Source organism: Paraburkholderia atlantica, from assembly GCF_000092885.1.
Lineage (GTDB): Bacteria > Pseudomonadota > Gammaproteobacteria > Burkholderiales > Burkholderiaceae > Paraburkholderia > Paraburkholderia atlantica.
Window position 1 is genome coordinate 2,525,763 of the sequence record NC_014117.1, and the last position, 25,464, is coordinate 2,551,226.

Here is a 25,464-nt window from a genome sequence, read left to right on the forward strand (position 1 = left end):
TACAATGCGGACGGACCTTCCCGTTGGCTCGGCACCGCCCCGCTCACGCGCCCGAGCTGCGCTCAACCGGATTTCTACCGACATCATGGCCACTGACTTCGCCCCGTTCCCGCCGCTTGCCCAGCTTGCCGCCGATCTCGCCGCCGGCCGCACTACGAGCCGCGCGCTCGTCGAAACCGCGCTCGACCGGATCGCCGACCCGGCCGGCCAGGGCGCCGCCGTCTTCATGCACGTCGACGCCGACGCCGCGCGCGCCGCCGCCGACGCGCACGACCGCCTGCGCGCGGCCGGCACCGTGCTGTCGCCGCTCGCCGGGATTCCGGTATCGGTCAAGGACCTGTTCGACATCGAAGGCCAGCAGACCCGCGCGGGTTCAGTCGTGCTCGCCGATGCGCCACCCGCGAAAGCTGACGCGGTCGCGGTCGCGCGGCTGAAGCGGGCCGGCGCCGTGATCGTCGGGCGCACCAACATGAGCGAGTTCGCGTTTTCCGGGCTTGGCCTGAATCCGCACTACGGCCATCCGTTGTCGCCGTACCGGCGCGGCGTGAAGGGCGACGAGCGGGTTTCGGGCGGCTCGTCGTCGGGCGCGGCGGCATCGGTCGCCGATGGCATGGCCGCAGTCGCGCTCGGCACCGACACCGGCGGCTCGATCCGCATTCCAGCCGCGTTGTGCGGGCTGACCGGCTTCAAGCCGACCGCCGCCCGCATCCCGAAGCAGGGTGGCGTGCCGCTGTCGTCGACGCTCGATTCGTTCGGGCCGATCGGCGTGTCGGTCGCGTGCTGCGCGCTGGTCGACCGGATGCTCGCCGGGCTCGAGCCGCGCATTCCGGCCGCGCGGCCACTCGAAGGCGTGCGCCTCGGCGTGCTGACCAACTTCGTGACCGACGGCGTCGAGCCCGAAGTCGCACGCGCGATCGATACCGCGCTCAAGCATCTGGAGGCGGCCGGCGCGATCGTCAGCGAGGTGCGCTTCGCGCCGCTCGACCGCCTTGCGGAAATCAACCGCTTCGGCTTTTCGCCAATCGAGGCGTATGCGTGGCATCGTCCGCTGCTCGACAAGCATCGCGAGCAGTACGACCCGCGCGTGCTCGTGCGCATCATGAAAGGACAGCCGGCCACCGCGGTCGACTACCTGGACCTGCTCGCCGAGCGCGCCGCGATGCTCGATGAAGCCGCGCGCACGCTGTGGCAGCGTTTCGACGCGGTCGTCGCGCCGACGGTGCCGGTCGTGCCGCCGCGCCTCGCCGACCTGCTCACCGACGACGATACGTTTGGCCACACTAACGCGCTGATCCTGCGCAACCCGAGCGCGTTCAACTTCCTCGATAGCTGCGCGCTGTCGCTGCCGTGCCATCTGCGTGGCGACGCACCCGTCGGCCTGATGATGGCGGGCGCGCCGCACGCCGACGACGCGCTGCTCGCGATCGGCCGCGCGGCCGAGGCGGTGCTGAATGCGATCCGCTAAAGCGCGGCAATCGTCAGGCGATAAGCGGCGCGAAAGGCGTTCGCGCTAGAATCGCCGGCACCCGCTCTTTCGTCTCCAGACCAATCGAAGATCCATGACTAACGACTCCGCGATGCTGCGCCGCGAGCGCACCCTGCTGAATCTGCTCGGCCTGATCTGTCTCGCCCTCGTAGGCGGCGCGTTGTACCTGCAGTTCGGCCTGCGCCAAGACCCGTGCCCGCTGTGCATCATCCAGCGCTATTTCTTTCTGCTGATCGCGATCTTCGCGTTCCTCGGCGCGCGCTTCAAGAACTGGCGCGGCGTGCGCCTGCTCGAAGTGATGGCGGCGCTGTCGGCGCTCGCCGGCATCGCGACCGCCGCTCGCCATGTGTACATCCAGGCGAATCCTGGCTTCAGCTGCGGCTTCGACGAGCTGCAGCCGATCGTCGACAGCCTGCCGCCCGCGCACTGGCTGCCGAGCGTGTTCAAGGTCGCGGGCCTGTGCGAAACCGCATATCCGCCAATTCTCGGGCTGACGCTGCCGATGTGGTCGGGCGTCGCGTTTATCGTCGCGTTCGTCGCGCTGATGCTGAGCCTGGTGCGCAATCGCCATCGGGTGCCCTGACGACCGATCCGCATCGCCAATAACGCCGGACTTCGTGTCGCCGATGCCGGGCCCCGAAGTCCGGCGTTTTTTCTGCGCGACGTTCTACGAACGCGCGCCATTGTTGTCGCCCCGCCCCGCGCACGCAACTTCTCGCTGCCGCGCGAATCGTACCGGGATCATGATCGCCGCCGCATGAGCTTCATGCGACGCGGGAAATATTTTCGGGCCGGGGTAGTGCTATCTTCGGGTATGGATGGCGATCTACGTGCGCGAGGCCGGCTTTTGCGACCCCATGCGTAACGCGCGCCCGGTCCGCACTGTCTTCCGAGTCGCCATGACAACGCAAACCATCCGCTTCTATCACCAGGGGTCCGTCCGCGAGGTCGCGGGCGTTCCGGCGACGCGCACCGTGCTGCAGCACCTGCGCGAGGACTTACGCTGCACCGGCACCAAGGAAGGCTGCGCGGAGGGCGACTGCGGCGCGTGCACAGTCGTGATCGGCGAGCTGGACGCGCGCGGCGAGCTCGCGCTGAAGGCGGTCAACGCCTGCATCCAGTTCCTGCCGACGCTCGATGGCCGCGCCCTCTTCACCGTCGAAGACCTGCGCGCCGCGAACGGCGCGCTGCATCCGGTGCAGCAGGCGCTGGTCGACTGTCACGGTTCGCAATGCGGCTTCTGCACGCCAGGCTTCGTGATGTCGATGTGGGCGCTCTACGAAAACCAGCCGGCCAGCGCCGGACTGCCGACCCGTGATGAAATCGACGCCGCGCTGTCCGGCAATCTGTGCCGCTGCACCGGCTACCGGCCGATCATCGATGCGGCGCAGAAGATGTTCGACTACCCGCAGCATCCGCGGGTCGCGCTAGATCGCGATGCGATCGCGGCCACGCTGCGCACACTGCAGCGCAAAGACACGTTCGAATACAGCGCCCCCGACACCCGTGGCGCCGCGTTCGGCTCACCCACCTTCCACGCCCCGCTCACGCTCGACGCATTCGCGACGTTGCGCGCCCAGCATCCGGACGCGCGCATCGTCGCGGGCAGCACCGACGTCGGCTTGTGGGTCACCAAGCAGTTTCGCGATCTCGGCGACCTGCTGTACATCGGCAACGTCGCCGAGTTGAAGACAATCGCGCGCGACGCGCAAACGCTGACCATCGGCGCGGCGGTCTCGCTCGAAGACGCGTACGCGGCGCTCACCGCCGACTACCCCGAGCTCGCCGAACTATGGACGCGCTTCGCATCGCTGCCGATCCGCAATGCGGGCACGCTCGGCGGCAACGTCGCGAACGGCTCGCCGATCGGCGATTCGATGCCGGCACTGCTCGCGCTCGGCGCCGAGGTCGAACTGCGCCGCGATCGCGCGACTCGCACGCTGCCGCTCGACGCGTTCTACCTCGGCTATCAGAAGACCGCGCTCGCGGCAGGCGAATTCGTCAGCGCGCTGCGCGTGCTGCGTCCGGCCGGCGCACTGCGGTTTCGGACTTACAAGGTGGCGAAGCGGTACGACCAGGACATCTCGGCGGTGTGTGCGGCGTTTGCGTTGCACGTCGCGCAAGACGGCACGATCCGCGCGGCGCGCGTCGCGTTCGGCGGCATGGCGGCGACACCGAAGCGCGCCGCGCATGTCGAGGCCGGGCTCGACAGCGCGACGTGGAACGACGAGACCGCCCGCCGCGCGATGGACGCGCTCGCCGCCGATTACCAGCCGCTTACCGACATGCGCGCGTCGAGCGCGTATCGGCTGAAGGTCGCGCGCAATCTGCTGTGGCGCTTCTACCTCGAAACGCGCGACGACGCGCCGCTCGCGCTCTGCGATGTCAATGCGTTCGCGTTCGAACCCGACGCAACCGTCGCGAAGGAGTCGCCGTGATGAACCGCACCGATGCCTTTATCGAACGCGCGGGTGAGCGTACCGAGCAACGCGACGGCGCGTCGATCGGCGTGCCGCTGCCGCACGAATCCGCCGCGCTGCACGTGAGCGGCGAAGCGACTTACACCGACGACATCGCCGAGCTGCACGGCACGCTGCACGCGGCGCTCGGTCTGTCGCGCCATGCGAATGCGCGCATCGTGTCGATGGATCTCGATGCGGTCAGAAACGCGCCCGGCGTGATCGCGGTGCTGAGCGCCGACGACATCCCCGGCGAAAACAATTGCGGCCCGGTGCTGCACGACGACCCGATCCTCGCCGACGGCGAAGTGCTGTACCTCGGCCAACCGGTCTTCGCGGTGATCGCCGAGAGCCACGAACTCGCCCGCCGCGCGGCCGCGCTCGCGAAAAGCGACGACGTGATCCGCTACGAACCGCTCGACGCGATCCTCACCGCCGCCGATGCCAAAGCCGCGAAGCAGTTCGTGCTGCCGCCGCTGCATCTGCGGCGGGGCGATCCGGACGCGAAGATCGCCGCCGCGCCACATCGGCTGGCCGGCACGTTCGAGGTCGGCGGCCAGGAGCAGTTCTATCTCGAAGGCCAGATCGCCTATGCGGTGCCGAAAGAGATGGACGGCATGCTCGTCTACAGTTCGACGCAGCATCCGAGCGAAACGCAGCAAGTGGTCGCGCATATGCTCGACTGGCCCGCGCATAACGTCGTGTGCGAATGCCGGCGCATGGGCGGCGGCTTCGGCGGCAAGGAATCGCAATCGGCGCTTTTCGCGTGCGTGGCCGCGCTCGCGGCGCAACGCTTGCGTCGGCCGGTCAAGCTGCGCGCCGATCGCGACGACGATTTCCTGATCACCGGCAAGCGCCACGACGCGGTCTACGAATACGAGGCGGGCTTCGACGATCAGGGCCGCCTGCTCGGCGTGCGCGTTGAAATCGCGCTGCGCGCCGGCTATTCCGCGGATCTGTCCGGCGCGGTCGCGACCCGCGCGGTATGCCACTTCGACAACGCGTACTATCTGCCCGACGTCGATATCGTCGCGCTGTGCTGCAAGACCAATACGCAGTCGAACACCGCGTTTCGCGGCTTCGGCGGACCGCAGGGCGCACTCGTGATGGAGGTGCTGCTCGACGGCATCGCGCGCGAATTGCGACGCGATCCGCTCGACGTGCGGCTCGCGAATTACTACGGCGTCGGCGAACGCGATACGACGCCGTACGGGCAGCGCGTCGAAGACAACATCATCACGCCGCTGACGGACGCGCTGCTCGATTCGAGCGACTACCGCGCGCGGCGCGCGGCACTTGCCGAATTCAATGCGAAGAGCCCGGTGCTCAAACGCGGCCTCGCGTTTTCGCCGGTCAAGTTCGGCATCTCGTTCAACGTGCCGTTCCTGAATCAGGCCGGCGCGCTCGTGCACGTGTACAAGGACGGCTCCGTGCTCGTCAATCACGGCGGCACCGAGATGGGCCAGGGGCTCAATACGAAAGTCGCGCAGGTGGTCGCGAATCAGTTCGGCTTGCCGCTATCGCGCGTGCGCGTGACCGCGACCGATACGTCGAAGATCGCCAACACGTCCGCGACCGCGGCTTCCACCGGCAGCGATCTGAACGGCATGGCAGCCGTTGCCGCCGCACAGACGATCCGCGCGCGCCTCGCCGAAGTCGCGGCGCGCCAGCTCGGCGGCGACGCGAGCGACGTGCAGTTCGCGCGCGGCAGCGTGTCGGTAAACGGCGGCGCGCTGCCGTTCGAACAGCTCGTCAACGCCGCGTATCTTGCGCGCGTGCAGCTATGGTCGGACGGCTTCTACGCGACGCCGAAAGTGCATTGGGATGCGAAGACGCTGAGCGGTCATCCGTTCTATTACTTCGCGTATGGCGCGGCGGTGTCGGAGGTCGTCATCGATACGCTGACCGGCGAGTGGAAGCTCGTGCGCGCGGACGTGTTGCACGACGCGGGCCAATCGATCAATCCGGCGATCGATCTCGGCCAGATCGAAGGCGGCTTTATTCAGGGCATGGGCTGGCTCACCACCGAAGAGCTGTGGTGGAACCGTGACGGCCGCCTGATGACGCACGCGCCATCGACGTACAAGATTCCCGCGGTCAGCGACACGCCAGCCGCGTTCCACGTGCGGCTCTACGACAACAGCAATACCGAGCCGACCGTGTTCCGCTCGAAGGCGGTCGGCGAGCCGCCATTGCTGCTGCCGTTCTCGGTGTTCTTTGCGATTCGCGATGCGATCGCGGCCGCGGTGCCGGGCGCGCGACATGCTCCGCCGTTGCGCGCGCCGGCCACGCCCGAGGCGATACTCGATGCGCTGGACGCGTTGAGTGTGTGGAAAGCGTCGCAGCACGCAGATCCGACCGAAGCCGCCGCGCACCCCGATAGCGCCGACACCCACACGCCACCCGCCGCGCCGACACCTGACGCGGCCCCGCAAGGAGAATCGCCGGATGCAAGCCTGGCTCACTGACCTGCAACATCTGCTCGCGCACGGCGACGCGGCCGTGCTGGTGACGGTCGCGCGCGTCGAAGGTTCGGCGCCGCGCGAAGCCGGCACGAAGATGATCGTCACGCGCGAGGCGGCCAGGCATACGATCGGCGGCGGCCACCTCGAATGGAAGGCGATCGAGACCGCGCGCCAGGTGCTGCGCGACGGCATGCGCGCACCGCACATGCGGCGGCTCGAACGCTTCGCGCTGGGGCCGAGCCTCGGGCAGTGCTGCGGCGGCGCCGTGGTCCTCGCGTTCGAGCGGCTCGACGTCGGCGATCTCGGCTGGCTCGCGTCGCTCGCCAAGCGTCTGGCGGCGGGGCAATCGACGGTGCGTAGCGTATCATTCGGCCCCGCGCCGGATGCGGTGATGCTGTCCGAGCCCGAGCCCGGCATCGACGGCGCCGACTGCCTGCTATGGGACGGCGCCGGTTTCGACGACAGCAGCGCGCTGTTGACCGAAACCATCGCGCCGGGCGAATTCTCTGTCGTGCTGTTCGGCGCCGGTCACGTCGGCGCGGCGCTCGTGCGCGTGCTCGCCACGCTGCCCTGCACGGTGCGCTGGGTCGACGAGCGCGACGCGCAGTTTCCGCCGCTCGATACGCTGCATGCGCCGAACGTGACGATCGACGCGAACGACGCACCCGACGAAGCGATCGATCAGGCCGCGCCGAACACGTACTTCATCGTGATGACGCACAACCACGCGCGCGATCTCGACCTCGCCGAGCGCATCCTGCGGCGCGGCGACTTCGCGTTCTTCGGCATGATCGGCTCGCACACCAAGCGCAAGCAGTTCGAACACCGGCTCGCGGCGCACGGCATCGATCCGGCGCGGATCGCGCGGATGAAGTGTCCGCTCGGCGTCGACGGCATCGTCGACAAATCACCGGAGGTCATCGCGATCTCGGCGGCCGCGCAGGTGCTGCAGGCGGTCGAGGCGAACGCGGGCGCGCGCCACGCGACGCAGGCGGTCTGATCCGCGAGCCGCGCCGCTCATTACTCCACACAATTTCAAATCACCATGAATACGACAACCGCTACCCCCGCTGCCGTCGTTACGCTCGCCGACAAGACCGCGCGCGCGCCGAAGGCCGAGCTGCATATCCATATCGAAGGCTCGCTCGAACCCGAACTGATTTTCGCGCTCGCGCAGCGCAACGACGTCAAGCTCGCCTACGACTCGGTGGAAGCCTTGCGCGCCGCCTATGCGTTCACCGATCTGCAATCGTTCCTCGACATCTACTACGCGGGCGCGAGCGTGCTGCTGCACGAACAGGACTTCTACGACATGACGATGGCCTACGTCGAGCGCTGTGTCGCCGACAACGTCGTGCATAGCGAAATCTTCTTCGACCCGCAGACGCACACCGAGCGCGGCGTGCGGATCGCAACCGTAGTGGCCGGCATCGAACGCGCGCTGGCCGACGCGGAAAAGCGCGGCATGACGAGCAAGCTGATCCTGTGCTTCCTGCGCCATCTGTCCGAGGACGATGCGCTCGCCACCTTCGACGAAGCGCTGCCCCTTTTCGAGCAGTACAAGCATCGGCTGATCGGCGTCGGGCTCGATTCGTCGGAGCGCGGCCATCCGCCGTCGAAGTTCGAGCGCGTGTTCGCGAAGGCGCGCGCGCTCGGTCTGAAGCTCGTCGCGCATGCGGGCGAAGAGGGCCCGCCCTCCTACATCTACGAAGCGCTCGACGTGCTGAAGGTCGACCGCGTCGATCACGGCGTACGCAGCATCGAGGACCCGGCGCTCGTCACGCGCCTTGCCGACACGCGCGTCGCGCTGACCGTTTGCCCGCTGTCGAATCTGAAGCTGTGCGTGTTCGACGACCTGACCAAACACACACTGAAGGACCTGCTCGATCGCGGCGTCGCGGTGACCGTCAATTCCGACGATCCGGCCTATTTCGGCGGCTACGTTAACGCGAACTATCTAGCGACGATCGACGCGCTGAAACTCGACGACGCCGAGGTCTACACGATCATCCGCAACGGCTTCGAGGCGTCGTTCGTGACGCCCGAGGAACGCGCGATGCTGATCGGTAAGCTCGACGCGCATTGGCGGCAGTGAGCCGCGCGTTGATGGATTTCAACTGACCGGCCTCGACTGACGTCGGCGGCCAGCGGATTCGCTTCGTTCGGGAGACGGCAATGGCCCGAACCGGGCAACCGCTGCCTGCGCCGCCCAGCTTTCAACATTCGGAGACAGCTTTTCCATGACTGAATCGGCTCATACCGCGCAAGCGGCACAAACGGCATTCCGTGCGCCGCTGCTGACCTTCAACGGCGATCCGGCGCACGCGCCGAACGCCGCGGTGTTCCACGAGGACGGTCTGTTGATCGTCGAAGACGGCCGCGTCGTCGCGGCGGACGCGTATGCGGCGCTCGCTTCGCGGCTTGCGCCAGGCACGCAAGTCGTGGAGCGGCGCGACAAGCTGATCGTGCCGGGCTTCATCGATACGCACATCCACTATCCGCAGACGGACATGATCGCGTCGCCGGCGCCGGGTCTGCTGCCGTGGCTCGATACGTACACGTTCCCGACCGAGCGTCGCTTCGCCGACATCGACTACGCGCGCGACACCGCGAGCTTTTTCGTCGACGAACTGCTCGCTTGCGGCACGACGACCGCGCTCGTGTACTGCACGGTCCACAAGGAATCCGCCGATGCCCTGTTCGCCGAGAGCGATGCGCGCAATCTGCGCATGGTCGCGGGCAAGGTGCTGATGGACCGCCACTGCCCCGAGTTCCTGCGCGATACCGCGCAATCGGGCTACGACGACAGCGCCGAGCTGATCGGCCGCTGGCACAATCGCGGCCGCCAGATGTACGCGCTGACGCCGCGCTTCGCGCCGACCTCGACCGAGGCGCAGCTCGAAGCCTGCGGCGCGCTCGCGCGACTGCATCCGGACGTGTTCATCCAGAGCCACGTCGCCGAGAACACCGACGAGGTGAAATGGGTCGCCGAGCTGTTCCCCGGCCACCGCAGCTATCTCGACATCTACGATCACTACGGCCTGTTGCGCCGTCGCGCGGTGTACGGCCATTGCATCTACCTCGACGACGAGGACCGCAAGCGCATGGCGCAAACCGGCGCGCTCGCGTCGCACTGCCCGACGTCGAACCTGTTCCTCGGCAGCGGCCTGTTCGACTTCGACAGGGCCGACTCGGCCGGCATGCCGATCGCGCTCGCGACCGACGTCGGCGGCGGCACGTCGTTCTCGATGCTGCAGACGATGAACGAAGCGCACAAGGTTGCGCGCCTCGGCGGCCACCATCTGACGGCGACGCGCATGTTCTATCTGGCGACCGCCGGGGCGGCCGAAGCGCTCGATCTCGGCGACAAGATCGGCACGCTGAGGGACGGCTCCGAAGCGGACTTCGTCGTGCTCGATCCGCAGGCGACGCCGCTGCTCGCGCGCCGCACCGCGCGGCGTGAATCGCTCGAAGAGCTGCTGTTCGCGTTCGCGCTGCTTGGCGACGATCGCGCGGTGTATGAAACGTATGCGGCCGGCAAGCGCGTGCATCGCCGCGACGACGCGCGCCGGCACGTACCGGGGCGCGCGAAGATCGCGGCCTGAGGCTGGCTCGGCCGAGGCGCGCCTCAGCCCGCCTTGCACACCTCGTGCAACGCGTCGAGCCGCCGCACCGGGTCCGCGACATACGGATTCGACTCGTCCCACGCGTAACCGGCGAGCACCGCACAGATCATCCGACGGATCGGCGTCACCTGCTCCGGGTAGTAGATGATGTCCTGCAACTCGCCCGTGTACCAGCGTTCGACGAACGCGCGGAACGTGTCGATGCCCTTGCGCAACGGCACGTCGTAGTCGGCTGACCAATCCACCTGCTCGCCGTCGAGCTGCCGGTTCAGCGCGCGCGCCGCCAGATGCGCGGAGCGCAGCGCAATCGTCACCCCCGACGAAAACACCGGATCGAGAAACTCACCCGCATTGCCGAGCAGCGCATAGCCCGGCCCGTGCAAACTCGCGACGTTCGCCGCGTAGCCGCCGATTCTCCGCACCGGCATCAGGAACGGCGCGTGGCCGATCAGCCGGTTCAGCGTCGGCTCCTGCTGGATCAGCGCGCGCAGCGTCGCCTCGCGCTCCCCTTCCGGCACGTCGAGAAAACTCGCCTCGGCGACACACCCCACCGAAGAACGGCCGCCCGCGAGCGGAATCATCCAGAACCACACGTCGCGACGCTCGGGATGCGTCGCGATGCAGATCTTGTTGCGATCGATGTCGTCGAGCGCGAGGCCGTCGCGCACGTGCGTGAACAATGCGGCGCGCGTCGGCATGCGCGTCGGAGTCTCCAGCTTCAGCAGACGCGGCAGCACGCGCCCGAAGCCGCTCGCATCGAGCACGAAACGCGCTTCGACCTGATACGCGCGCCCCGCTTCATCGACGACGTCGAGCACGGGCGCCTCGCCCGTCTGCACCGCGCTCACCGTGTGGCCGAAGCGCACGTCGGCGCCCTGCGCGGCCGCGCAGTGAATCAGCACGTCGTCGAACAGCGCGCGCTCGACCTGGTACGTGGTGCCCCAGCCAGGCGAATGCTTGTCGCGGAAGTCGAACGACGAGGTCTGGTCGCGATACACAAAGTGCGCGCCGTTCTTGTACTGGAAACCCGCCTCGACGACGGCCTGCAGCATGCCGGCCTCTTCGAGGTACGCCATGCTTTGCGGCAACAGGCTCTCGCCAATCGAGAAGCGCGGAAAGTGCTGACGCTCCAGCACCAGTACCGAGCGGCCCGCCTGGCGCAATAGCGCGGCAGCTACCGCGCCGGCCGGACCCGCGCCGATGATCGCGGCGTCGACCACGGTCCGCTTTGAAGAATCGCTGTTCAAATCACTCCTCCAACCGTTTGCATGGGTGGCCGCTCCGTGTGCGCGCCGCGCCATGCTTCGAACATCAGGCTGGCGCAACTACCGCCGAACCCGAATGAGACCGACATCGCCGTGTCGATGCGCGCGTCGCGCGTCACGCGTCCGAGCGGGAGGTCGCGCACTTGCGGCTCCGGCGTATCGACCAGCGCCGTGCCCGCGATAAAGCCGTCGCGCATCATCAGCAGCGTATAGATCGCCTCGTGCGCGCCGCACGCGCCGAGCGAATGCCCTGTCATGCCCTTGGTCGACGAAAACGCAGGCACGCCTTGCGCCGATGCACCGAACACGTCGCGCAACGCGTGCAGCTCTTCGAGATCGCCGAGCGGGGTCGACGGCGCATGCGTATTCACGTAGTCGGGACGCCGGCCCGCCTGCTCCAGCGCGCCGCGCATCGCACGTGCAATGCCGGCCGCGCGCGGCGCGATCATCCCCGCGCGATCGGTGCAATCGGCGAAGCCCGTCAGCTCCGCATAGATGCATGCGCCACGTGCGAGCGCATGATCGAGCGCTTCGAGCACCAGCACGCCGCCGCCCGATGCAATCACGAAGCCGTCGCGCTGCGTGTCGTACGGCCGCGATGCGCTCAGCGGCGTGTCGTTGAAGCCGCGCGACAACGCGCCCATCGCGTCGAACATCAGCGTCGTGTTGTCGTGCAGCGCCTCGCTGCCGCCCGCGAGCACGATCTGCTGGCGGCCGGTCTGGATCAGCTGCATCGCCTGCCCGATCGCGAGCGCCGACGTCGTGCATGCCGACGACGGCGAATAGCTGACGCCTTCGAGCCCGAACATCTGCGCGACGTTCGCCGACGCGGTGCTGCTCATCGCCTGCGGCACCGTGTACGGCGGCACCTTGTCGACGCCGCGCGTTTGCGCGGTCGCGAGCGCCGCGTCGTAGCTCGCCAACGTGCCGACGCCCGAGCCGATCACGACGCCCGCATGCGGCGACTGCAACGAAGCGAGGTCGAGCCCCGCATCGTCAATCGCACGTTGCGCCGCGTGGCACGCGAAGCGCGCGGTGTCGCCCATGAAGCGTTCGAGCTTGCGCTCGAATGGCGCCTCGTGCGCGACCGACGCAACGCCGGCGACCTGCGATGCAAAACCGCGCTTGCGCCACGCGTCGATACGCTCGATGCGCGAGCGCCCCGCGCGCAGTGCAGTGGAAACTTCATCGAGCGTATTGCCGAGACACGACACGATGCCCATGCCGGTGACGACGACGCGTTGCAGGCCGCCGCTCATCGAACGCGCCGGAAAATCAGCGACGTGTTGATGCCGCCGAACGCGAAGTTGTTGCTCATCACATACTCGGCGTCGATCGCGCGCGCGCCGCCGACGATGTAATCGAGCGGCGCGCAAGCCGGATCGACGTGGTCGAGATTCAGCGTCGGCACGTACCAGTTGCGCTTCATCATCTCGATCGTCCACCACGCCTCGATCGCGCCGCACGCGCCGAGCGTATGGCCCACATAGCTTTTCAGCGAGCTGATCGGCATGCGCGCGCCGAAAGTCTGCGCGGTCGCATGGCTTTCGGCGATGTCGCCGCGATCGGTCGACGTACCGTGCGCGTTCACATAGGCAATCGCTTCGGGCGCCAATTGCGCGTCGCGCAGCGCGAGCTGCATCGCAAGCGCCATCGTGTCGGCGGTCGGTTGCGTCATGTGCGCGCCGTCCGAGTTGCAGCCGAAGCCGACCACCTCGGCGTGAATCCGCGCGCCGCGCGCCAGCGCGTGCTCGTACTCTTCCAGCACCAGCGTCGCCGAGCCCTCGCCGACCACGAGACCATCGCGCGCGGCATCGAACGGACGCGGCGTCAGCTGCGGCTCGTTGCGCGTGCTGGTCGCGTACAGCGTGTCGAATACGGCGACCGCCGGACCCGACAACTCTTCCGCACCGCCCGCGAGCATCAGCGTCTGCTTGCCGGACTGGATCGCCTCGTACGCATAGCCGATCGCCTGGCTGCCCGACGCGCACGCGCACGAGGTCGGGATGATGCGGCCTTTGAGGTCCCAGAACAGGCTCACGTTGACGGCCGTCGTGTGCGGCATCATCTGCACGTAGCTGTTCGACGTGACGTTGTTCATCGAGCCGGTTTCGAGCATCGTGCCGAACGCGCGGATCGGCTGCACCGAGCCCGACGACGAACCGTACGCGACGCCCATGCGGCCGTCGGCGATGGCCGGGTCTTCGGCGAGCCCCGCGTCGGCGAGCGCGAGTTCGCTCGCGCGCACCGAGTACAGCGACACTGGGCCCATCGAGCGCACCTTCTTGCGCGGGTAATGCGCGGGGGTCGTGAACCCGGGCAGCGGACACGCGAGCCGCGTATGCAGCGACTCGAAGTAATCCCACTCGGGCATGCGGCGCACCGCGTTCTCGCCGCGCTTCAGGCGCGCTTCGACCGCATCCCAGCTATCGCCGAACGCGGTTACGCCACCCATGCCGGTGATGACGACGCGCTTCATCAGACCATCCCGCCGTTCACGCCGATCACCTGGCGCGTCACGTACGACGCGCCATCCGACATCAGAAAGCTCACCACCGACGCGACTTCCGCCGGCTGGCCGACGCGGTTCATCGGCACGGTCTTCAGCGCGTGGTCGACCGTGACCTGTTCGAGCATGCCGGTTTCGATCAGCCCCGGCGCGACGCAATTGACGGTGATATTGCGCGACGCGAGTTCGACCGCGAGCGCCTTGGTCGCGCCGATCAGTCCCGCCTTCGCGGCGCTGTAGTTGACCTGGCCGCGATTGCCCATCACGCCCGACACCGATGCAATCGTGACGATGCGGCCGCCCTGGCGCGCGCGCACCATCGGCATCGTCAGCGGATGCACGACGTTGTAGAACGCATCGAGGCCGGTTTCGATCACGACGTCCCAGTCTTCCTCGGTGAGCGCCGGAAACGCCGCGTCGCGCGTGACTCCCGCGCTGCACACGATGCCGTAGTACGGACCGTGCGCGGCGACGTCGGCTTCGAGCGCCTCGCGGCACGCGGCGCGCTCGCGCACGTCGAATTGCAGCACGCGCGCCGTGCCGCCCTGCGCGGCGATGCCCGTCGCGACCGCGTCGGCTTCGCTGCGCCCGGTGCGGCAATGCACGGTCACGGCGAAACCGTCGGCGGCCAACTTGTACGCAATCGCCCGGCCGATGCCGCGGCTTGCGCCGGTAACGAGAACTCGCCGGCTCATGTACTGATACTCCCTTCGATGAATGACAGGAAATCGGGCGGTTGAAACACCTTGATCACGGCTTCGGCGCAGCGCGCGTCGCCGTCGTCGATCGTGCATTCGTAGGCGCCGTGGCCTGCGTCGCTGCGCAGCAGTTCGCTCACGTGAACCCGCAGGCGCGCGCCGCTTCGGAATGCGGGCTGCAACGCCTGATAGCTGCGCGAACCGAGCAGCACGCCCGGGCGCGCCTCGCCGCCGCCACGCATCGCAAGAAGTGAGATGTGCGCGGCGATCGCCTGCGCCATCACCTCGATGCCGATCCACGCGGGCATCGCGCCGGCGGTGTCGGCATACCATGCGTGCGGGTCCACGTTGGCGAAGGCGCTCAGCGTCGTGTCGTCGAACGTATCGACCGCGTCGAGCAGCAGCATGCTGCCGCGATGCGGGATGATCGCTTCGATCGGCTGCCGCACGAGTTGCTCGACGGTTGGTAGCGGGGTCGTCATGCGCATCACCGGGCCAGAATCAGGCTGACATTGCTGCCGCCGAATGCGAACGAATTGCTCATCGCGTACTGCGCGCCCGCGCTCGGTAGAGAGCGCTGGCCGTCGACGAGATCGAGCGCCGGCAGCGCGGGATCGGCTTCGCCGTCCCACAGATGCGGCGGCAGCGTCGCGTTCTCATGCGCGAGCGTGAGCCACGCGAAGCCGAGTTCGGTCGCGCCGGCCGCGCCGAGCTGATGGCCGGTCAACGGCTTGGTGCCGCTCGCGGCGACCCCGTCCGGGAACACGCGCGCCATCAGAAGCGCTTCCATTTCGTCGTTCTTCTGCGTGGCGGTCGCGTGCAGATTCACATAGCCGACCGCCGACGCCGCGATGCCCGCGTCCGCGAGCGCGTCGCGAAGCGCGAGTTCGCCGCCGACGCCCTGCGGGTCCGGCGCCGAAATATGGTGCGCGTCGCTCGATTCGCCGACGCCCGCGAGCCGCACCGCGGCTTCGTCGCGGCTCATCAGGAACACGGCCGCGCCCTCGCCGACGTTGATGCCGCGGCGATTGCGGCTCATCGGATTGGTGCGCGCGCTGCTGGTCGATTCGAGCGACGCAAAGCCCTGCACCGTCAACTCGCATAGCGAATCGACGCCACCGACGACGACTGCGTCGCACAGCTGCAATTGCAGCAGCCGGCGCGCCGACGCGAACGCCTTCGCGCTCGACGTGCACGCGGTCGAAATCGTAAACGCCGGACCCTGCACGCCGAGCGCGGCGGCCGCGAATGGCGCGGCGGTGCCGATTTCCATCTGCCGGTAGTTGAAGCTCTCCGGCAACTCGCCGGCGCGGGCGTGATAGACGAACGCGGTTTCGGCCGCTTCGATGCCCGACGTGCTGGTGCCCAGCACGACGCCGATGCGCTCCGGGCCATAGCGCTCGCGCGCGGCTTCGATCGCGGGCGCGATCTGCGCGAGCGCGGTGAGCAGCAGCCGGTTGTTGCGGCAGTCGTAGCGCGCGAGATCGGCGCGCGGCGCGAGATCGAGCGGCGCAAGCACGCTGCCGACGAACGCGTCGCCGATTCCGGTATGCACGTTGCCCATGCCGGGCGAATTCGCGGCGGCGAGCGCCGGCACGATCTCTTTGACGTCGCCACCGAGCGCGTTGATCATGCCGAGCGCGTGCAAATAGACTGTTGGCGCTTTCATGCCGCCCTCCGTGATTCCGATGACCTGTCCGATGACTTCGTCGATGGCATGCCGATAGGCGCGAGCAACACGGCAACCGTGATGCCGAGCGCGAGCGTCGCGCCGAAACTCCTGAGCGCGGGCATCGCGCTGACGCCCAGCATGCCGAACGATAACAACGTGGTCGCCGCCGACAGCAGCACGCCGGTCCACACCGCGCCGAGATCCGCGTCCGCGCGCGCGCAGCCTTCGCGCAGGAACACCGCATAGTTTGCGCCGACGCCCAGCACCAGCATCAGCGCGAGCCAGTTGAACAGATTGAGCGGCACGCCCGCGTAGCCGAACACCGCCAGCGCGACGCCGACCGCGAACAGCACGGGCAAGGTCGTGACGATGCCGCCGCGCACTCCGTAGCGCAACATCAGCAGAGCGCACACGAGCACGAGCGCGCCGCCGAGCCACCAGCCGCTGTCCACGCGATACGCGCCGAACAGCTTCGACACGCTCGCGGCCTTGTCGACGAACACAACGCCGGGCAAGCCGCCCGCGAGCGCGATCAGCGCGGGTTCGTTGCGCGGCGTCACGCCTTGCGGAATCACGACGGCCGCGTAGCTTGTTTCATGCGCCTGATTCGCGTCGTTCGGTCCCACCGCTCCGAGCCACAGATGCCGATACGGCTGCGACCACGGCGCCGCGAGCCAGCGCTCGACGGTCAGCGGCGCGAACGGTTGAGCGAAGCCGGCGAGCCACGCATCGGCAACTTCGTCCTTGAAGCCCGCTTGCAGCAGCGTCGCACGCAACGCGGTGGAGTCGCCGAACACATGCTGTGCAAGCAGCGCGCGATCTTCGCTTTGACGTTGCGCGGACGGCACGAACTGCGCGACCGACTGATAACCCCCGACGCTATCGGGGGTGCCGTTCAGCGCATCGAGCTTCGCGGCGAGCGCTTCGGCGCGTTGCAGCACCGCTTCCGGGGTCGCGCCGCGCACGACGAAAAATTGCGCACTGTTATCGACGCCGACCGCCGCGCGCACTGCGTCTTCCTGCGCGGCCAGTGACGCATCGCGCTGGATCAGCAGATGAATGTCATCGTCGCTGGTCAGACGCAGCCAGCCGGGCACCGACGCGATCAGCAGCAGCGCGGCAACCAGCCACGCGCGCTTGCCGCCGAGCGCATGCTGCCAGCGCGCGAGCAGCCGCGCCGCGCCCGCGAACAGGCGGCGCGGGCTGTGCTTCGGCGCGCGCGTGAGCAGCGCGGGCAGCAGCCACAGCACCGACGCGAATGCGGTCGTGATGCCCACCATCGCGAAGCACGCGATCTGCTTCAACGCAGGGAACGGCACCCACATCAGGATCGCGTAGCCGAGCAGGCTCGTCGCCAGCGCCACGCTCAGCGCGGGCCGCACGCTGCGCGCGGCGTGCCGCGCATCCCAGTCCCGGCCCGCGCCGAGATAGACGACGAAATACTGGATCGAATAGTCGACGGCCTCGCCGATCAGGCTCGCGCCGAACACGAGCGTCAACAGATGTAGCTTGCCGAAGATCAGCAGCGTCACCGCGAGCGCGCACACGATGCCGAGCGCGGTCGAGACGAAGCCGAACAGCAACAGACGCGGCGAGCGGAACACCCACATCATCAGCAGCGCGATGCCGCATAGCGACGCGATGCCGATCACGTGCACCTCGCGTTCGGCAGCGCTGCGCGCGGCCTCGGCGTAGAACACGGCGCCGGTGCGCGCCACCGATACATCGGGGAACGCCTGGCGCAACGTGTGTTCCGCATCGGCGAGCGCCGCGTGTACCGCGCGCTGCGTCTTCGTTTCATAAGCGGAGCCCGGCAGCGTCGCGATGATCAGCACGCCGGTCGTGTCGCCCTGTGCGTCGTGACGATGCGACACCAGCAGGTTGTCCTCGACTTCGAGATTCGTGGTCGCGAGCGGCAAATCGCCGAGCCAGCGTTCGAGCCAGCCGAACGGATCGTCGCCGAGTTGCGTGCTGAGGCCGCCTTGCAGCGGGCTGTAGATGCGCTGCGCGAGCATGTCGTGCAGCGTCGTGGCGCTGGCGCTCGAGAGCGCGGTGCGATCGGCCGGCGCGAGCAGGCCGAAGCGGTACGGCAGATACAGCGCCGCGATCTGCGACAGGTCGAACGGCGGCAGTTCGGCCGTCACCGACGCAAATGCGCCGCTCTTTTGCAACGCCGCGCCCAGTTGCTTCGCGGCCGCTTTCGCATGTGCATCGTCGTGGCTCGTGACGAGCAGCACGGTGCGATCGCCGAGCGCGCTCGCGAGCGTGTCGACCGCTTTTTCGGCGACCGGGTCCGCTTCGGTGGCGGGCAGCAGCGCAAGCAGATTGGTTTCGAGCGGTGACGCTCCGGCGAAGCGCCAGCCGCAATAGAGCGTCGCCAGCAGCGCAAGCACGAGCCACGCGGCGCGCACGCCCCATGCCTGCTTCGCGGATCGCTGCTGCAGCATGTCCATCACGGCGCTCCGAACAGGCTGCGCTCGTCCGGCGTCGGCTCGGCGACGGCCGTGCTGTTCGCGAACTCGAGCTTAGTGACGTCGCCGTTCGCGAGTGTGATGCGCAGGCTTTGCAGATAATCGCCGCCGCTCATGTCGAGGCCCTTGATCGATTGCGCGAGCTGCGGTTGATTCGGCGTGAGACGCATGCGCCATTGCGCGGCGCTGCCTTCGGCGCTGACGTCGAACTGCGAGTACAGCGCCGACAGATCGCCGCCCAACATCGCGCGCATCATCTTCGACACCTGCGCGACGCCGCGCGTGGCCTGCGCGCTATGTGTGCTCACGCGTCGGCCGCTGGCGTCGACCTGCGCGACGCCAGCATCGGTGATCACGTAGGTGGCCTTGTACGGCGTGTCGATTTGCCAGATCACGCCGCGCTCGCGGAAGAACAGCAAGGTGCCGTTGCTGACGAGCGGCTGCTTCATCGCGGCGAGCGTCTGGGTCTGCGTGAATTGCGAGCGGACGCCTTTGGCCTGCGCGAGATGCGCGGCGATCTGCGAGACTAGCGCGGCGTTGGCGTTGTTAGCGGCGTTAGAGGCAGGGGCTGGGTTGGTGGCGGTGGCCGCATCGGTTGACGCCGCTGGCAATGCAAGCGCCGCTATCATGCCGATCACACCTGCCGCCCTCGACATGACCGCGCGCAGCGCGCAGCGATTCATCGTCCCCATACGCGCTCCAGCTTTTCGAATACGACCTGCGGCGACACGAACTGCAATTCCTCGGTGGCAGCATCGACGGCGACCTGGATCGTATAGCCCTTCGTGAGCCGCGCGCCCGATGCGCAATCGACGATTTCATAGCCTATTTTCAGGCGGTTTTCGTATTCGAGCAGTTCCGCGCGCACTTCGAGCTTCTGTCCGTACAAGGCGGGCCGCACGTACTTCAGATGCGCCTCGACGATCGGCCACAGATAGCCGGACGCCCGCATCTGGCGATAGTCGTAGTCGAACGCGCGCAACAGCGCCGCGCGGCCCAACTCGAAGTACTTCAGATAGTTGCCGTGCCAGCACACGTTCATCGCGTCGACGTCGTGAAACGGCACTTCGACGGTCGCGCTCGCGGCGAGCACGTGCTGCGTTTTCGCGGGCTCGCTCATAGATTGATTCCTTGTTGATCGTCGATCATGTCCAGCAGTTCGCACGCGGCAATGCGCGCGGTGAGCGCGCGCAGCTCGCCTTCGAGCGCGCGGTCCTCGTCGACGAACGGCGAATGCGCCCCCAAGTCGTCGACAAATGCGCGCAGCGGCGCGGGCACCGGCGTCGCGCTGTCGATCCGCAAGCGCAACTGCACGGCCTGCACCGTTGCGAGCGTGTGCGCGGCGGCGACCTGTTCCGTCAATTCGAGCACGCGCAGGCAGTCGCGCGCGGCGATCGTGCCCATGCTGACCTTGTCCTGATTGTGCGCTTCGGTCGAGCGCGAAAACACGCTCGCGGGCATCGTGTTCTTCAGCGCCTCGGCGGTCCATGCGGACGACGAAATCTGCACGGCCTTGAAGCCATGATTGATCGCCGCGCGTTCGGGCGCTGCGCCCGACAGATTGCGCGGCAAGCCGTTGTTGAAGTTGACATCGACCAGCAGCGCAAGCTGCCGGTCCATCAGATCGGCCAGATTCGCGACCGCCACCTTCAGCGCATCCATCGCGAAGGCGATATGGCCGCCATAAAAATTGCCGCCGTGCAAGATGCGTTCGTTGTCAGGATCGATGAGCGGATTGTCGTTCGCGCTGTTTAGCTCGTTTTCGACGTCGCGGCGCACCCAGCCGAGCGCATCGCGTGCGACGCCGATCACATGCGGCGCGCAGCGAATCGAATAGCGGTCCTGCAGTCGATGCCCCGGCGTGTCGGCGCGGCCGGCCAGATCGGCGCGAATCCACCCGGCCGCTTCGGCCTGGCCCGCGTGCGGCTTCACGTCGAACAGCGTCGCGTCGAAGTGCGCGGCGCGGCCGTCGAGCGCGACGGTCGCCAGCGCGGTCAAACGAGCGGCAAGCCGCGTCAGGTGCTCCGCGCGCGCCACCGCGAGACACGCGAGACCCGTCATCACGGCGGTGCCGTTCATCAGCGCGAGGCCTTCCTTCGGCGCGAGCGTCAGCGGCTCCACGCCCAGTTCGGTCCACACGTCGCGCGCCGCGCGCAAGATACCGGCGTACTGCACGTCGCGCTCGCCCGCGAGCGCCGCCACGTACGACAGCGGCGTCAGATCGCCGCTCGCGCCGACCGAGCCCTCGGCCGGAATGCGCGGCAACACGCGATGATTGATCAAGGCGGCGAGCCGTTCGAGCAGCACCGTGCGCACGCCCGAAAAACCATACGCGAGCGAATTCAGACGCGCGGCGATCACCGCGAGGGTCTGCGCGTCGTCGAGATACGCGCCCATGCCGCAGCCGTGATAACGCGTCAGTTGCAGCGGCAATGCGTCGACGAGCGCCATCGGCACGTCGACGACGCAGGCGTCGCCATAACCGGTGTTGACGCCGTACACGGTCGCGCCGGCGGCCAACTGGCGGCGCAGGAACGCCGCGCCGCGCTCGATGCGCGCACGCCAGAGGGGATCGTCGCTCAGCGCGACCGGCGCACGCTGGCGTGCAATCGCGACGACCTCTTCGATCTTCAGTCGGCGCGCGCCGACGACGATGGGCGCGCAGCCGGCCTCCACCTTCGCGGCGGTATTCGCAACAACACGTGCGCGTTGCACCTCGTTCAGATCATGTTCGGCCATTCGCGCCTCGCTTGGGGCTGGCCCAGAAATCGAAGAAGTTGAACCATTGATAAGGGGCCTTGCGGCAATAGTGTTCGAGCCGCAGCGCGTAGCGTTGTGCCCACGCGGCCAGATGCTGCGCGCGTTCGCGGCGCGGCAGCTCGATTCGCTCGGCGAACGGCTCGAAGTACATGCGATAGCCGTCGCGTTCCTTCAGGCAGAAGAACAGGTAAACCGGACAGCCGAGCGCATGCGCGAGCACGTAGGGCCCTTGCGCGAACGGCGCGCTCGCGCCGAGGAACTGCGCGTCGGTGGTGCGTCCCGCCTCGCGCGCCGGCACCCGATCGCCGACGATCACCAGCAGCTCGCCCGCGTCGATGCGCTGTTGCATCAGCACCGCGGTCTCGGGACCGAAGTCGCCGACTTCGAGCAGATGCCGCGCGAAGTCGCGATTGGACGACGCCAGCACCTGATTGAAGCGGCGAGCGTGCTCAGTGTAGACGACCGCCGTGACCTTCGCGTGATCGCCGCGGATCGCGAGCGCGCGCATCATCTCAAGATTGCCGAGGTGCGCGCCGATCACTAGCGCGCCCTTGCCGCTCGCGATCAATGCTTCGAATGCCGCGGGGTCGTCGAATGTGACTTCGGTGTCGTCGACGCGGCCGGTCCATGCGGCGAGCTTGTCGAAGCCCGATTGCGCGAACGCGAGCATGTGGCGATACGCGGACAGCCAGCCCGGGCGCGGCGTATCCGCCGACGGCGCGACCGCGTTCAGATGCGTGAAGTAGTTGGCCGACGCGGCGCGCGCGGCGCGGCCGGTCAGCAGAAAGTACGCGACGACCGGATGCAGCCACAGCGCGGTGAAGCGGCGGCCGAACAGCTTGCAGCTCAGCGCGAGCAGGCTCATGCCGACGCGGCTGCCGCGTTCGGCGATGCGCCACCACGCTTCGGGTCGGGGTTCGTCGGCAGATTCGTCCGCTGTGTCGTCGCGCGCGCCACGGCGCGGCATCAGCTTGTGCGCGAGCAGCATCGGCAGACGCCACAGCATGCCGAACACGAGCCGAGTATGGCTGCGGCTGATGCGCACGTTGTCCCACAGCACGTCGAAATGCGACACGCCGTCGGCCGCGTAGGTCACGCGCGTCGGGATCGAGCGGAACGCGGCGCGCCGCCAGTGCAGACGCACGAGGATCTCGATGTCGAAATCCATGCGCGTCGGCAGCCGCACTCTGTCAATCAGCTCGCACGCGAGCGCGAGCGGATACAGACGAAAGCCGCACATCGAATCGCGGATTGTCAGCGACAGCGTCTCGATCCATACCCACACGTGGGTCAGATAGCGGCCGTACAGACGTGCCTTCGGCACGCTGTCGTCGTACACGGGACGGCCGAGAATCACCGCGCCGGGTTCGGCGCGCGCGGCAGCGATGAAGCGCGGCATGTCTCTCGCGTCGTGCTGGCCGTCGGCGTCGATCTGCAGCGCGTGCGTGTAGCCCGCGGCGCGCGCCGCGCGCAGGCCTGCCATCACCGCCGCGCCCTTGCCGCCGTTTTCGGGCAGACGCAGCAGCGTCATCTGCTGCGCGTATTGCAGCGCGAGCGCGGCGAGTACCTGCTGGGTCGGCTCGTCGCTGCCGTCGTCGACGACGAAGATCGGCAAGCCGTGCACCGCGAGATGCGCGACCGTCGCGCCGATCGCGTCCTTGTGGTTGTAGATCGGAATGACGATGCAGGGCGCGAACTTCATCACGCGTCCTCCCGATGCACGAGCACGCCCGACGCGCATTCACGTCCATCGAGCCGGTACGCGAACTGCACACGCCGGCGCGCGGCATCGTAGGCGAGCGTGAGCTCGAGCACCGCACCGGGCGACACCGGCGCCATGAATTTCAGCCGATCGACCGACGCCACCGCGCGCACCCGCGGCCAATGCCCGGCCGCGAGCCGCGCCGCCCAGTCGACCTGCACGACGCCAGGCAGAATCGGCAGACCCGGAAAGTGGCCCGCGAAATGCTGGAGTGACGGCGGCACGCGCAGCACGTAGTGCAGTGTGTTCGCTACGCGCGTTTCGGCCAGCACTTCCATGCCCTCGTCGAGCGGCGCGAACGCGGCCGCGACCGCGCTCGCGGGCAGTTTGCCGCGTGCATCGAAGGGCAGGCTCGCACGAAAACGCCAGTGACGCGGCAGCACGACCGCATCGAAGTAATCGGCCAGATGCCGGCGCAGCGTTTTCGCGAGCGCGACGCGGCCTTCATCACGCAGTGTCGCGCCGCCCGCTTCGGTCAGCGCGACCACTGCGCCGACCCGTTCGCGGGTCGCGCCTTCGAGCGGCACCAGCGCCGCCTGCGCGACATACGGATGCAACGCGAGACGCGCCTCGAGCTCCGGCAGCGACACGCGCTTGCCGCCGAGCTTCAGCACGCGGTCGAGGCGCCCTTGCAAACGGAAGCGCCCGTCGGCGTCGAACACGATCCGATCGCCCGTGCGATGCCAGCCGTCGTGATCGAGATGCGGCGAGCGCACGCACAGCGCGCCGTCGTCGTCGCGGCGCACCTCGGCGCCGGCGACCGGCTGCCACGCGTCGCCCTGATCCTGACGCCGCCACGCGATTCCACCGGTTTCCGTACTGCCGTAGATTTCGAGCGGCGCCGCGCCGTGACTCGCCGCATAGGCCTGCGCGGCGTCGGCCGCGAGCGGGCCACCCGACGAAAAGAACGCGCACGGCGCGGGCTTGAGCGCGCCGAAGCCCGGCAACGCGGGCCAGCGCGACAGTTGCGCGGGCGTCGACACGACCGCAGTCGGACCGCATTGCGCGATACGCGCCTGCAGCTGCAGCGGCTCCATGCCGATTGCGCGATCGAACGCGCGGCCGGCCGCGAGCGGCCACAACACGCGAAACAGCAGACCGTAGATGTGGTGATGCGGCACGCTCGCGAGCATCGTCGCGTCGCCGAGCAATGCGCCCCACTGCTGTTCGAGTGTGTGGACTTCGGCGTTGAATTGCGCGAGCGTCTTGCGGATCGGCTTCGGTGTGCCGCTGCTGCCCGATGTGTACAGCGTCAGCGGTGCGTGGGGGTCGATCGGGTAGGCGCTGTGAGCCGTGACATGCGTCGCTGCGATGAACGGCGGCAGACCCGCATCCGTCAGCAGGAAGTCGTATGCGTCCGCGAGATCGGCGAGGTAGCCCGGCGTTGCATTCGCAGGAATCACCGGCTCCTTGCCGCAAGCGAACAGAGCGAACAACGCGCAGGCGAACTCGAACGGATCGTCGATACAGAGCGCGCAGCGACGCGCGCGGTGCGTCTGCACGAACTCGATCAAGGCCGCGACGCGCGCGCGAAACGCCGTGCGATCGAGCAGCACGGCGCCGTCGCGGCACACCAGTGCGGCGGGCGCTGCATCGGCCGACAACAGATCATGCAACGCGATCATCAGGCCGACTCCGAACCGGCACGCGCGGCGCGCGGCAGCACGAACAGGCGTCGCCACACGTATTCGCCCGCCAGCAGCACGCCGATTAGTACATAGGCGATCGCGCCGTTGTACAGCGACCAGGCCGCGCGGCTCCAATAGAGCGCGGTATAGGCGGAAAACGCACCGTTCAGCACGAAAAACGCGCACCAGACCTGGGTCACGCGCCGCGTATAACGCACCGCGCCCGGCGGCAGATCGGGACTGCCGAGGCGCGCGAATTTTTCGATCATCGACGGCCCGCGCACGAGCGTCGCGCCGAACGCGACCAGCAAACCGCGATTGACGAGCAACGGATAGAAGCGCAGCAGCAGCTCGCTATCGGTGACGACGATCGTCGCCGACGCGCAGCTCAGCATCGCCACCACGCTCCAGTCGAGTCTGGAAAGCTGCCGCAGCGGCATCGCGGCCGGCCCCCCACCGGCCCAGCGCTGCAACCACAAGGTCACGAGCAGCATGCCGCCGACGAGACGCGGCGCGTCCCAGCGCCACGCACACAGGATCAGGACGGGGTAAGCGAGTTTCAGCAGCACCAGCACGACTGCCCTGCTCCAGCGAGGCCGCGCGCCGGACCCGCTTGCGGCGTGACGTGGCTCCGACATCTGCATGCGCGGGTGCGCGGCCCGC

At 68.0% G+C, this 25,464-nt stretch carries 20 protein-coding genes; 7 read left to right on the top strand and 13 right to left on the bottom strand.

Annotated features, from left to right (window positions below; all coding sequences use genetic code 11):
- The first annotated feature begins 85 nt into the window (after nucleotides 1-85).
- From BC1002_RS11280 to guaD, 7 genes are all read left to right on the top strand, one after another.
- Nucleotides 86-1,465, top strand: a complete 1,380-nt coding sequence (locus BC1002_RS11280; RefSeq protein ID WP_013090166.1) for an amidase — start codon at nucleotides 86-88, stop codon at nucleotides 1,463-1,465.
- A gap of 94 nt (nucleotides 1,466-1,559) precedes the next feature.
- Entirely contained in the window at nucleotides 1,560-2,069 is a 510-nt protein-coding gene (locus tag BC1002_RS11285) for a disulfide bond formation protein B (protein WP_013090167.1), read from the top strand.
- A gap of 316 nt (nucleotides 2,070-2,385) precedes the next feature.
- On the top strand, nucleotides 2,386-3,924 hold the full coding sequence (gene xdhA / locus BC1002_RS11290; RefSeq protein ID WP_193373023.1) for a xanthine dehydrogenase small subunit: 1,539 nt from the start codon (nucleotides 2,386-2,388) through the stop codon (nucleotides 3,922-3,924).
- Nucleotides 3,924-6,413 carry a xanthine dehydrogenase molybdopterin binding subunit gene (xdhB, locus tag BC1002_RS11295; RefSeq protein WP_013090169.1) on the top strand — a complete coding sequence of 830 codons (2,490 nt, stop codon included), beginning with the start codon at nucleotides 3,924-3,926 and terminating at the stop codon, nucleotides 6,411-6,413. The genes xdhA and xdhB overlap by 1 nt, the downstream gene beginning before the upstream one ends.
- Entirely contained in the window at nucleotides 6,394-7,410 is a 1,017-nt protein-coding gene (gene xdhC / locus BC1002_RS11300) for a xanthine dehydrogenase accessory protein XdhC (protein ID WP_013090170.1), read from the top strand. Before xdhB ends, xdhC begins: the two co-directional genes overlap by 20 nt.
- A 45-nt stretch (nucleotides 7,411-7,455) precedes the next feature.
- A complete protein-coding gene (locus BC1002_RS11305; protein ID WP_013090171.1) occupies nucleotides 7,456-8,505 on the top strand; it encodes an adenosine deaminase in 1,050 nt (349 codons plus the stop codon).
- Between the two features lie 145 nt (nucleotides 8,506-8,650).
- On the top strand, nucleotides 8,651-10,015 hold the full coding sequence (gene guaD / locus BC1002_RS11310) for a guanine deaminase (RefSeq protein WP_013090172.1): 1,365 nt from the start codon (nucleotides 8,651-8,653) through the stop codon (nucleotides 10,013-10,015).
- A gap of 23 nt (nucleotides 10,016-10,038) precedes the next feature.
- On the opposite strand, the gene BC1002_RS11315 is transcribed toward guaD, so the two are convergent.
- From BC1002_RS11315 to BC1002_RS11375, 13 genes are read right to left on the bottom strand one after another with little or no spacing between them, the layout of a single operon-like run.
- Nucleotides 10,039-11,283 (bottom strand): NAD(P)/FAD-dependent oxidoreductase, encoded by a 1,245-nt coding sequence (locus BC1002_RS11315; RefSeq protein ID WP_013090173.1) that lies wholly within the window; start codon nucleotides 11,281-11,283, stop codon nucleotides 10,039-10,041.
- Nucleotides 11,280-12,560 carry a beta-ketoacyl-[acyl-carrier-protein] synthase family protein gene (locus BC1002_RS11320; protein ID WP_013090174.1) on the bottom strand — a complete coding sequence of 427 codons (1,281 nt, stop codon included), beginning with the start codon at nucleotides 12,558-12,560 and terminating at the stop codon, nucleotides 11,280-11,282. The genes BC1002_RS11315 and BC1002_RS11320 overlap by 4 nt, the downstream gene beginning before the upstream one ends.
- Complete coding sequence (locus BC1002_RS11325; RefSeq protein WP_013090175.1) at nucleotides 12,557-13,780, bottom strand: beta-ketoacyl-ACP synthase; 1,224 nt, start codon at nucleotides 13,778-13,780, stop codon at nucleotides 12,557-12,559. Before BC1002_RS11325 ends, BC1002_RS11320 begins: the two co-directional genes overlap by 4 nt.
- A complete protein-coding gene (locus tag BC1002_RS11330) occupies nucleotides 13,780-14,505 on the bottom strand; it encodes a 3-ketoacyl-ACP reductase FabG2 (protein ID WP_013090176.1) in 726 nt (241 codons plus the stop codon). Before BC1002_RS11330 ends, BC1002_RS11325 begins: the two co-directional genes overlap by 1 nt.
- Nucleotides 14,502-14,996, bottom strand: a complete 495-nt coding sequence (locus tag BC1002_RS11335; RefSeq protein ID WP_013090177.1) for a hotdog family protein — start codon at nucleotides 14,994-14,996, stop codon at nucleotides 14,502-14,504. Before BC1002_RS11335 ends, BC1002_RS11330 begins: the two co-directional genes overlap by 4 nt.
- Complete coding sequence (locus tag BC1002_RS11340) at nucleotides 14,996-16,177, bottom strand: beta-ketoacyl-[acyl-carrier-protein] synthase family protein (RefSeq protein ID WP_013090178.1); 1,182 nt, start codon at nucleotides 16,175-16,177, stop codon at nucleotides 14,996-14,998. The genes BC1002_RS11335 and BC1002_RS11340 overlap by 1 nt, the downstream gene beginning before the upstream one ends.
- Nucleotides 16,174-18,633 carry an MMPL family transporter gene (locus tag BC1002_RS11345; protein ID WP_013090179.1) on the bottom strand — a complete coding sequence of 820 codons (2,460 nt, stop codon included), beginning with the start codon at nucleotides 18,631-18,633 and terminating at the stop codon, nucleotides 16,174-16,176. The genes BC1002_RS11340 and BC1002_RS11345 overlap by 4 nt, the downstream gene beginning before the upstream one ends.
- Entirely contained in the window at nucleotides 18,633-19,343 is a 711-nt protein-coding gene (locus BC1002_RS11350) for an outer membrane lipoprotein carrier protein LolA (protein WP_013090180.1), read from the bottom strand. The genes BC1002_RS11345 and BC1002_RS11350 overlap by 1 nt, the downstream gene beginning before the upstream one ends.
- On the bottom strand, nucleotides 19,331-19,771 hold the full coding sequence (locus BC1002_RS11355) for an acyl-CoA thioesterase (protein ID WP_013090181.1): 441 nt from the start codon (nucleotides 19,769-19,771) through the stop codon (nucleotides 19,331-19,333). The genes BC1002_RS11350 and BC1002_RS11355 overlap by 13 nt, the downstream gene beginning before the upstream one ends.
- Complete coding sequence (locus BC1002_RS11360) at nucleotides 19,768-21,390, bottom strand: HAL/PAL/TAL family ammonia-lyase (protein ID WP_013090182.1); 1,623 nt, start codon at nucleotides 21,388-21,390, stop codon at nucleotides 19,768-19,770. The genes BC1002_RS11355 and BC1002_RS11360 overlap by 4 nt, the downstream gene beginning before the upstream one ends.
- On the bottom strand, nucleotides 21,377-23,113 hold the full coding sequence (locus BC1002_RS11365) for a glycosyltransferase family 2 protein (RefSeq protein ID WP_013090183.1): 1,737 nt from the start codon (nucleotides 23,111-23,113) through the stop codon (nucleotides 21,377-21,379). The genes BC1002_RS11360 and BC1002_RS11365 overlap by 14 nt, the downstream gene beginning before the upstream one ends.
- The gene (locus BC1002_RS11370) at nucleotides 23,113-24,798 is read right to left on the bottom strand and encodes an ApeI family dehydratase (protein ID WP_013090184.1); all 1,686 of its coding nucleotides are present in this window, start codon (nucleotides 24,796-24,798) and stop codon (nucleotides 23,113-23,115) included. The genes BC1002_RS11365 and BC1002_RS11370 overlap by 1 nt, the downstream gene beginning before the upstream one ends.
- A complete protein-coding gene (locus BC1002_RS11375; protein ID WP_238537890.1) occupies nucleotides 24,798-25,439 on the bottom strand; it encodes a COG4648 family protein in 642 nt (213 codons plus the stop codon). The genes BC1002_RS11370 and BC1002_RS11375 overlap by 1 nt, the downstream gene beginning before the upstream one ends.
- Nucleotides 25,440-25,464: the final 25 nt, after the last annotated feature.

Bases quoted from the DNA above. Each gene is read 5' to 3' on its own strand.
- BC1002_RS11280 (WP_013090166.1), top strand. From the start codon at position 86: ATGGCCACTGACTTCGCCCCGTTCCCGCCGCTTGCCCAGCTTGCCGCC.
- BC1002_RS11285 (WP_013090167.1), top strand. From the start codon at position 1,560: ATGACTAACGACTCCGCGATGCTGCGCCGCGAGCGCACCCTGCTGAAT.
- xdhA (WP_193373023.1), top strand. From the start codon at position 2,386: ATGACAACGCAAACCATCCGCTTCTATCACCAGGGGTCCGTCCGCGAG.
- xdhB (WP_013090169.1), top strand. From the start codon at position 3,924: ATGAACCGCACCGATGCCTTTATCGAACGCGCGGGTGAGCGTACCGAG.
- xdhC (WP_013090170.1), top strand. From the start codon at position 6,394: ATGCAAGCCTGGCTCACTGACCTGCAACATCTGCTCGCGCACGGCGAC.
- BC1002_RS11305 (WP_013090171.1), top strand. From the start codon at position 7,456: ATGAATACGACAACCGCTACCCCCGCTGCCGTCGTTACGCTCGCCGAC.
- guaD (WP_013090172.1), top strand. From the start codon at position 8,651: ATGACTGAATCGGCTCATACCGCGCAAGCGGCACAAACGGCATTCCGT.
- BC1002_RS11320 (WP_013090174.1), bottom strand. From the start codon at position 12,560: ATGAGCGGCGGCCTGCAACGCGTCGTCGTCACCGGCATGGGCATCGTG.
- BC1002_RS11325 (WP_013090175.1), bottom strand. From the start codon at position 13,780: ATGAAGCGCGTCGTCATCACCGGCATGGGTGGCGTAACCGCGTTCGGC.
- BC1002_RS11330 (WP_013090176.1), bottom strand. From the start codon at position 14,505: ATGAGCCGGCGAGTTCTCGTTACCGGCGCAAGCCGCGGCATCGGCCGG.
- BC1002_RS11335 (WP_013090177.1), bottom strand. From the start codon at position 14,996: ATGCGCATGACGACCCCGCTACCAACCGTCGAGCAACTCGTGCGGCAG.
- BC1002_RS11340 (WP_013090178.1), bottom strand. From the start codon at position 16,177: ATGAAAGCGCCAACAGTCTATTTGCACGCGCTCGGCATGATCAACGCG.
- BC1002_RS11345 (WP_013090179.1), bottom strand. From the start codon at position 18,633: ATGGACATGCTGCAGCAGCGATCCGCGAAGCAGGCATGGGGCGTGCGC.
- BC1002_RS11350 (WP_013090180.1), bottom strand. From the start codon at position 19,343: ATGGGGACGATGAATCGCTGCGCGCTGCGCGCGGTCATGTCGAGGGCG.
- BC1002_RS11355 (WP_013090181.1), bottom strand. From the start codon at position 19,771: ATGAGCGAGCCCGCGAAAACGCAGCACGTGCTCGCCGCGAGCGCGACC.
- BC1002_RS11360 (WP_013090182.1), bottom strand. From the start codon at position 21,390: ATGGCCGAACATGATCTGAACGAGGTGCAACGCGCACGTGTTGTTGCG.
- BC1002_RS11365 (WP_013090183.1), bottom strand. From the start codon at position 23,113: ATGAAGTTCGCGCCCTGCATCGTCATTCCGATCTACAACCACAAGGAC.
- BC1002_RS11370 (WP_013090184.1), bottom strand. From the start codon at position 24,798: ATGATCGCGTTGCATGATCTGTTGTCGGCCGATGCAGCGCCCGCCGCA.
- BC1002_RS11375 (WP_238537890.1), bottom strand. From the start codon at position 25,439: ATGTCGGAGCCACGTCACGCCGCAAGCGGGTCCGGCGCGCGGCCTCGC.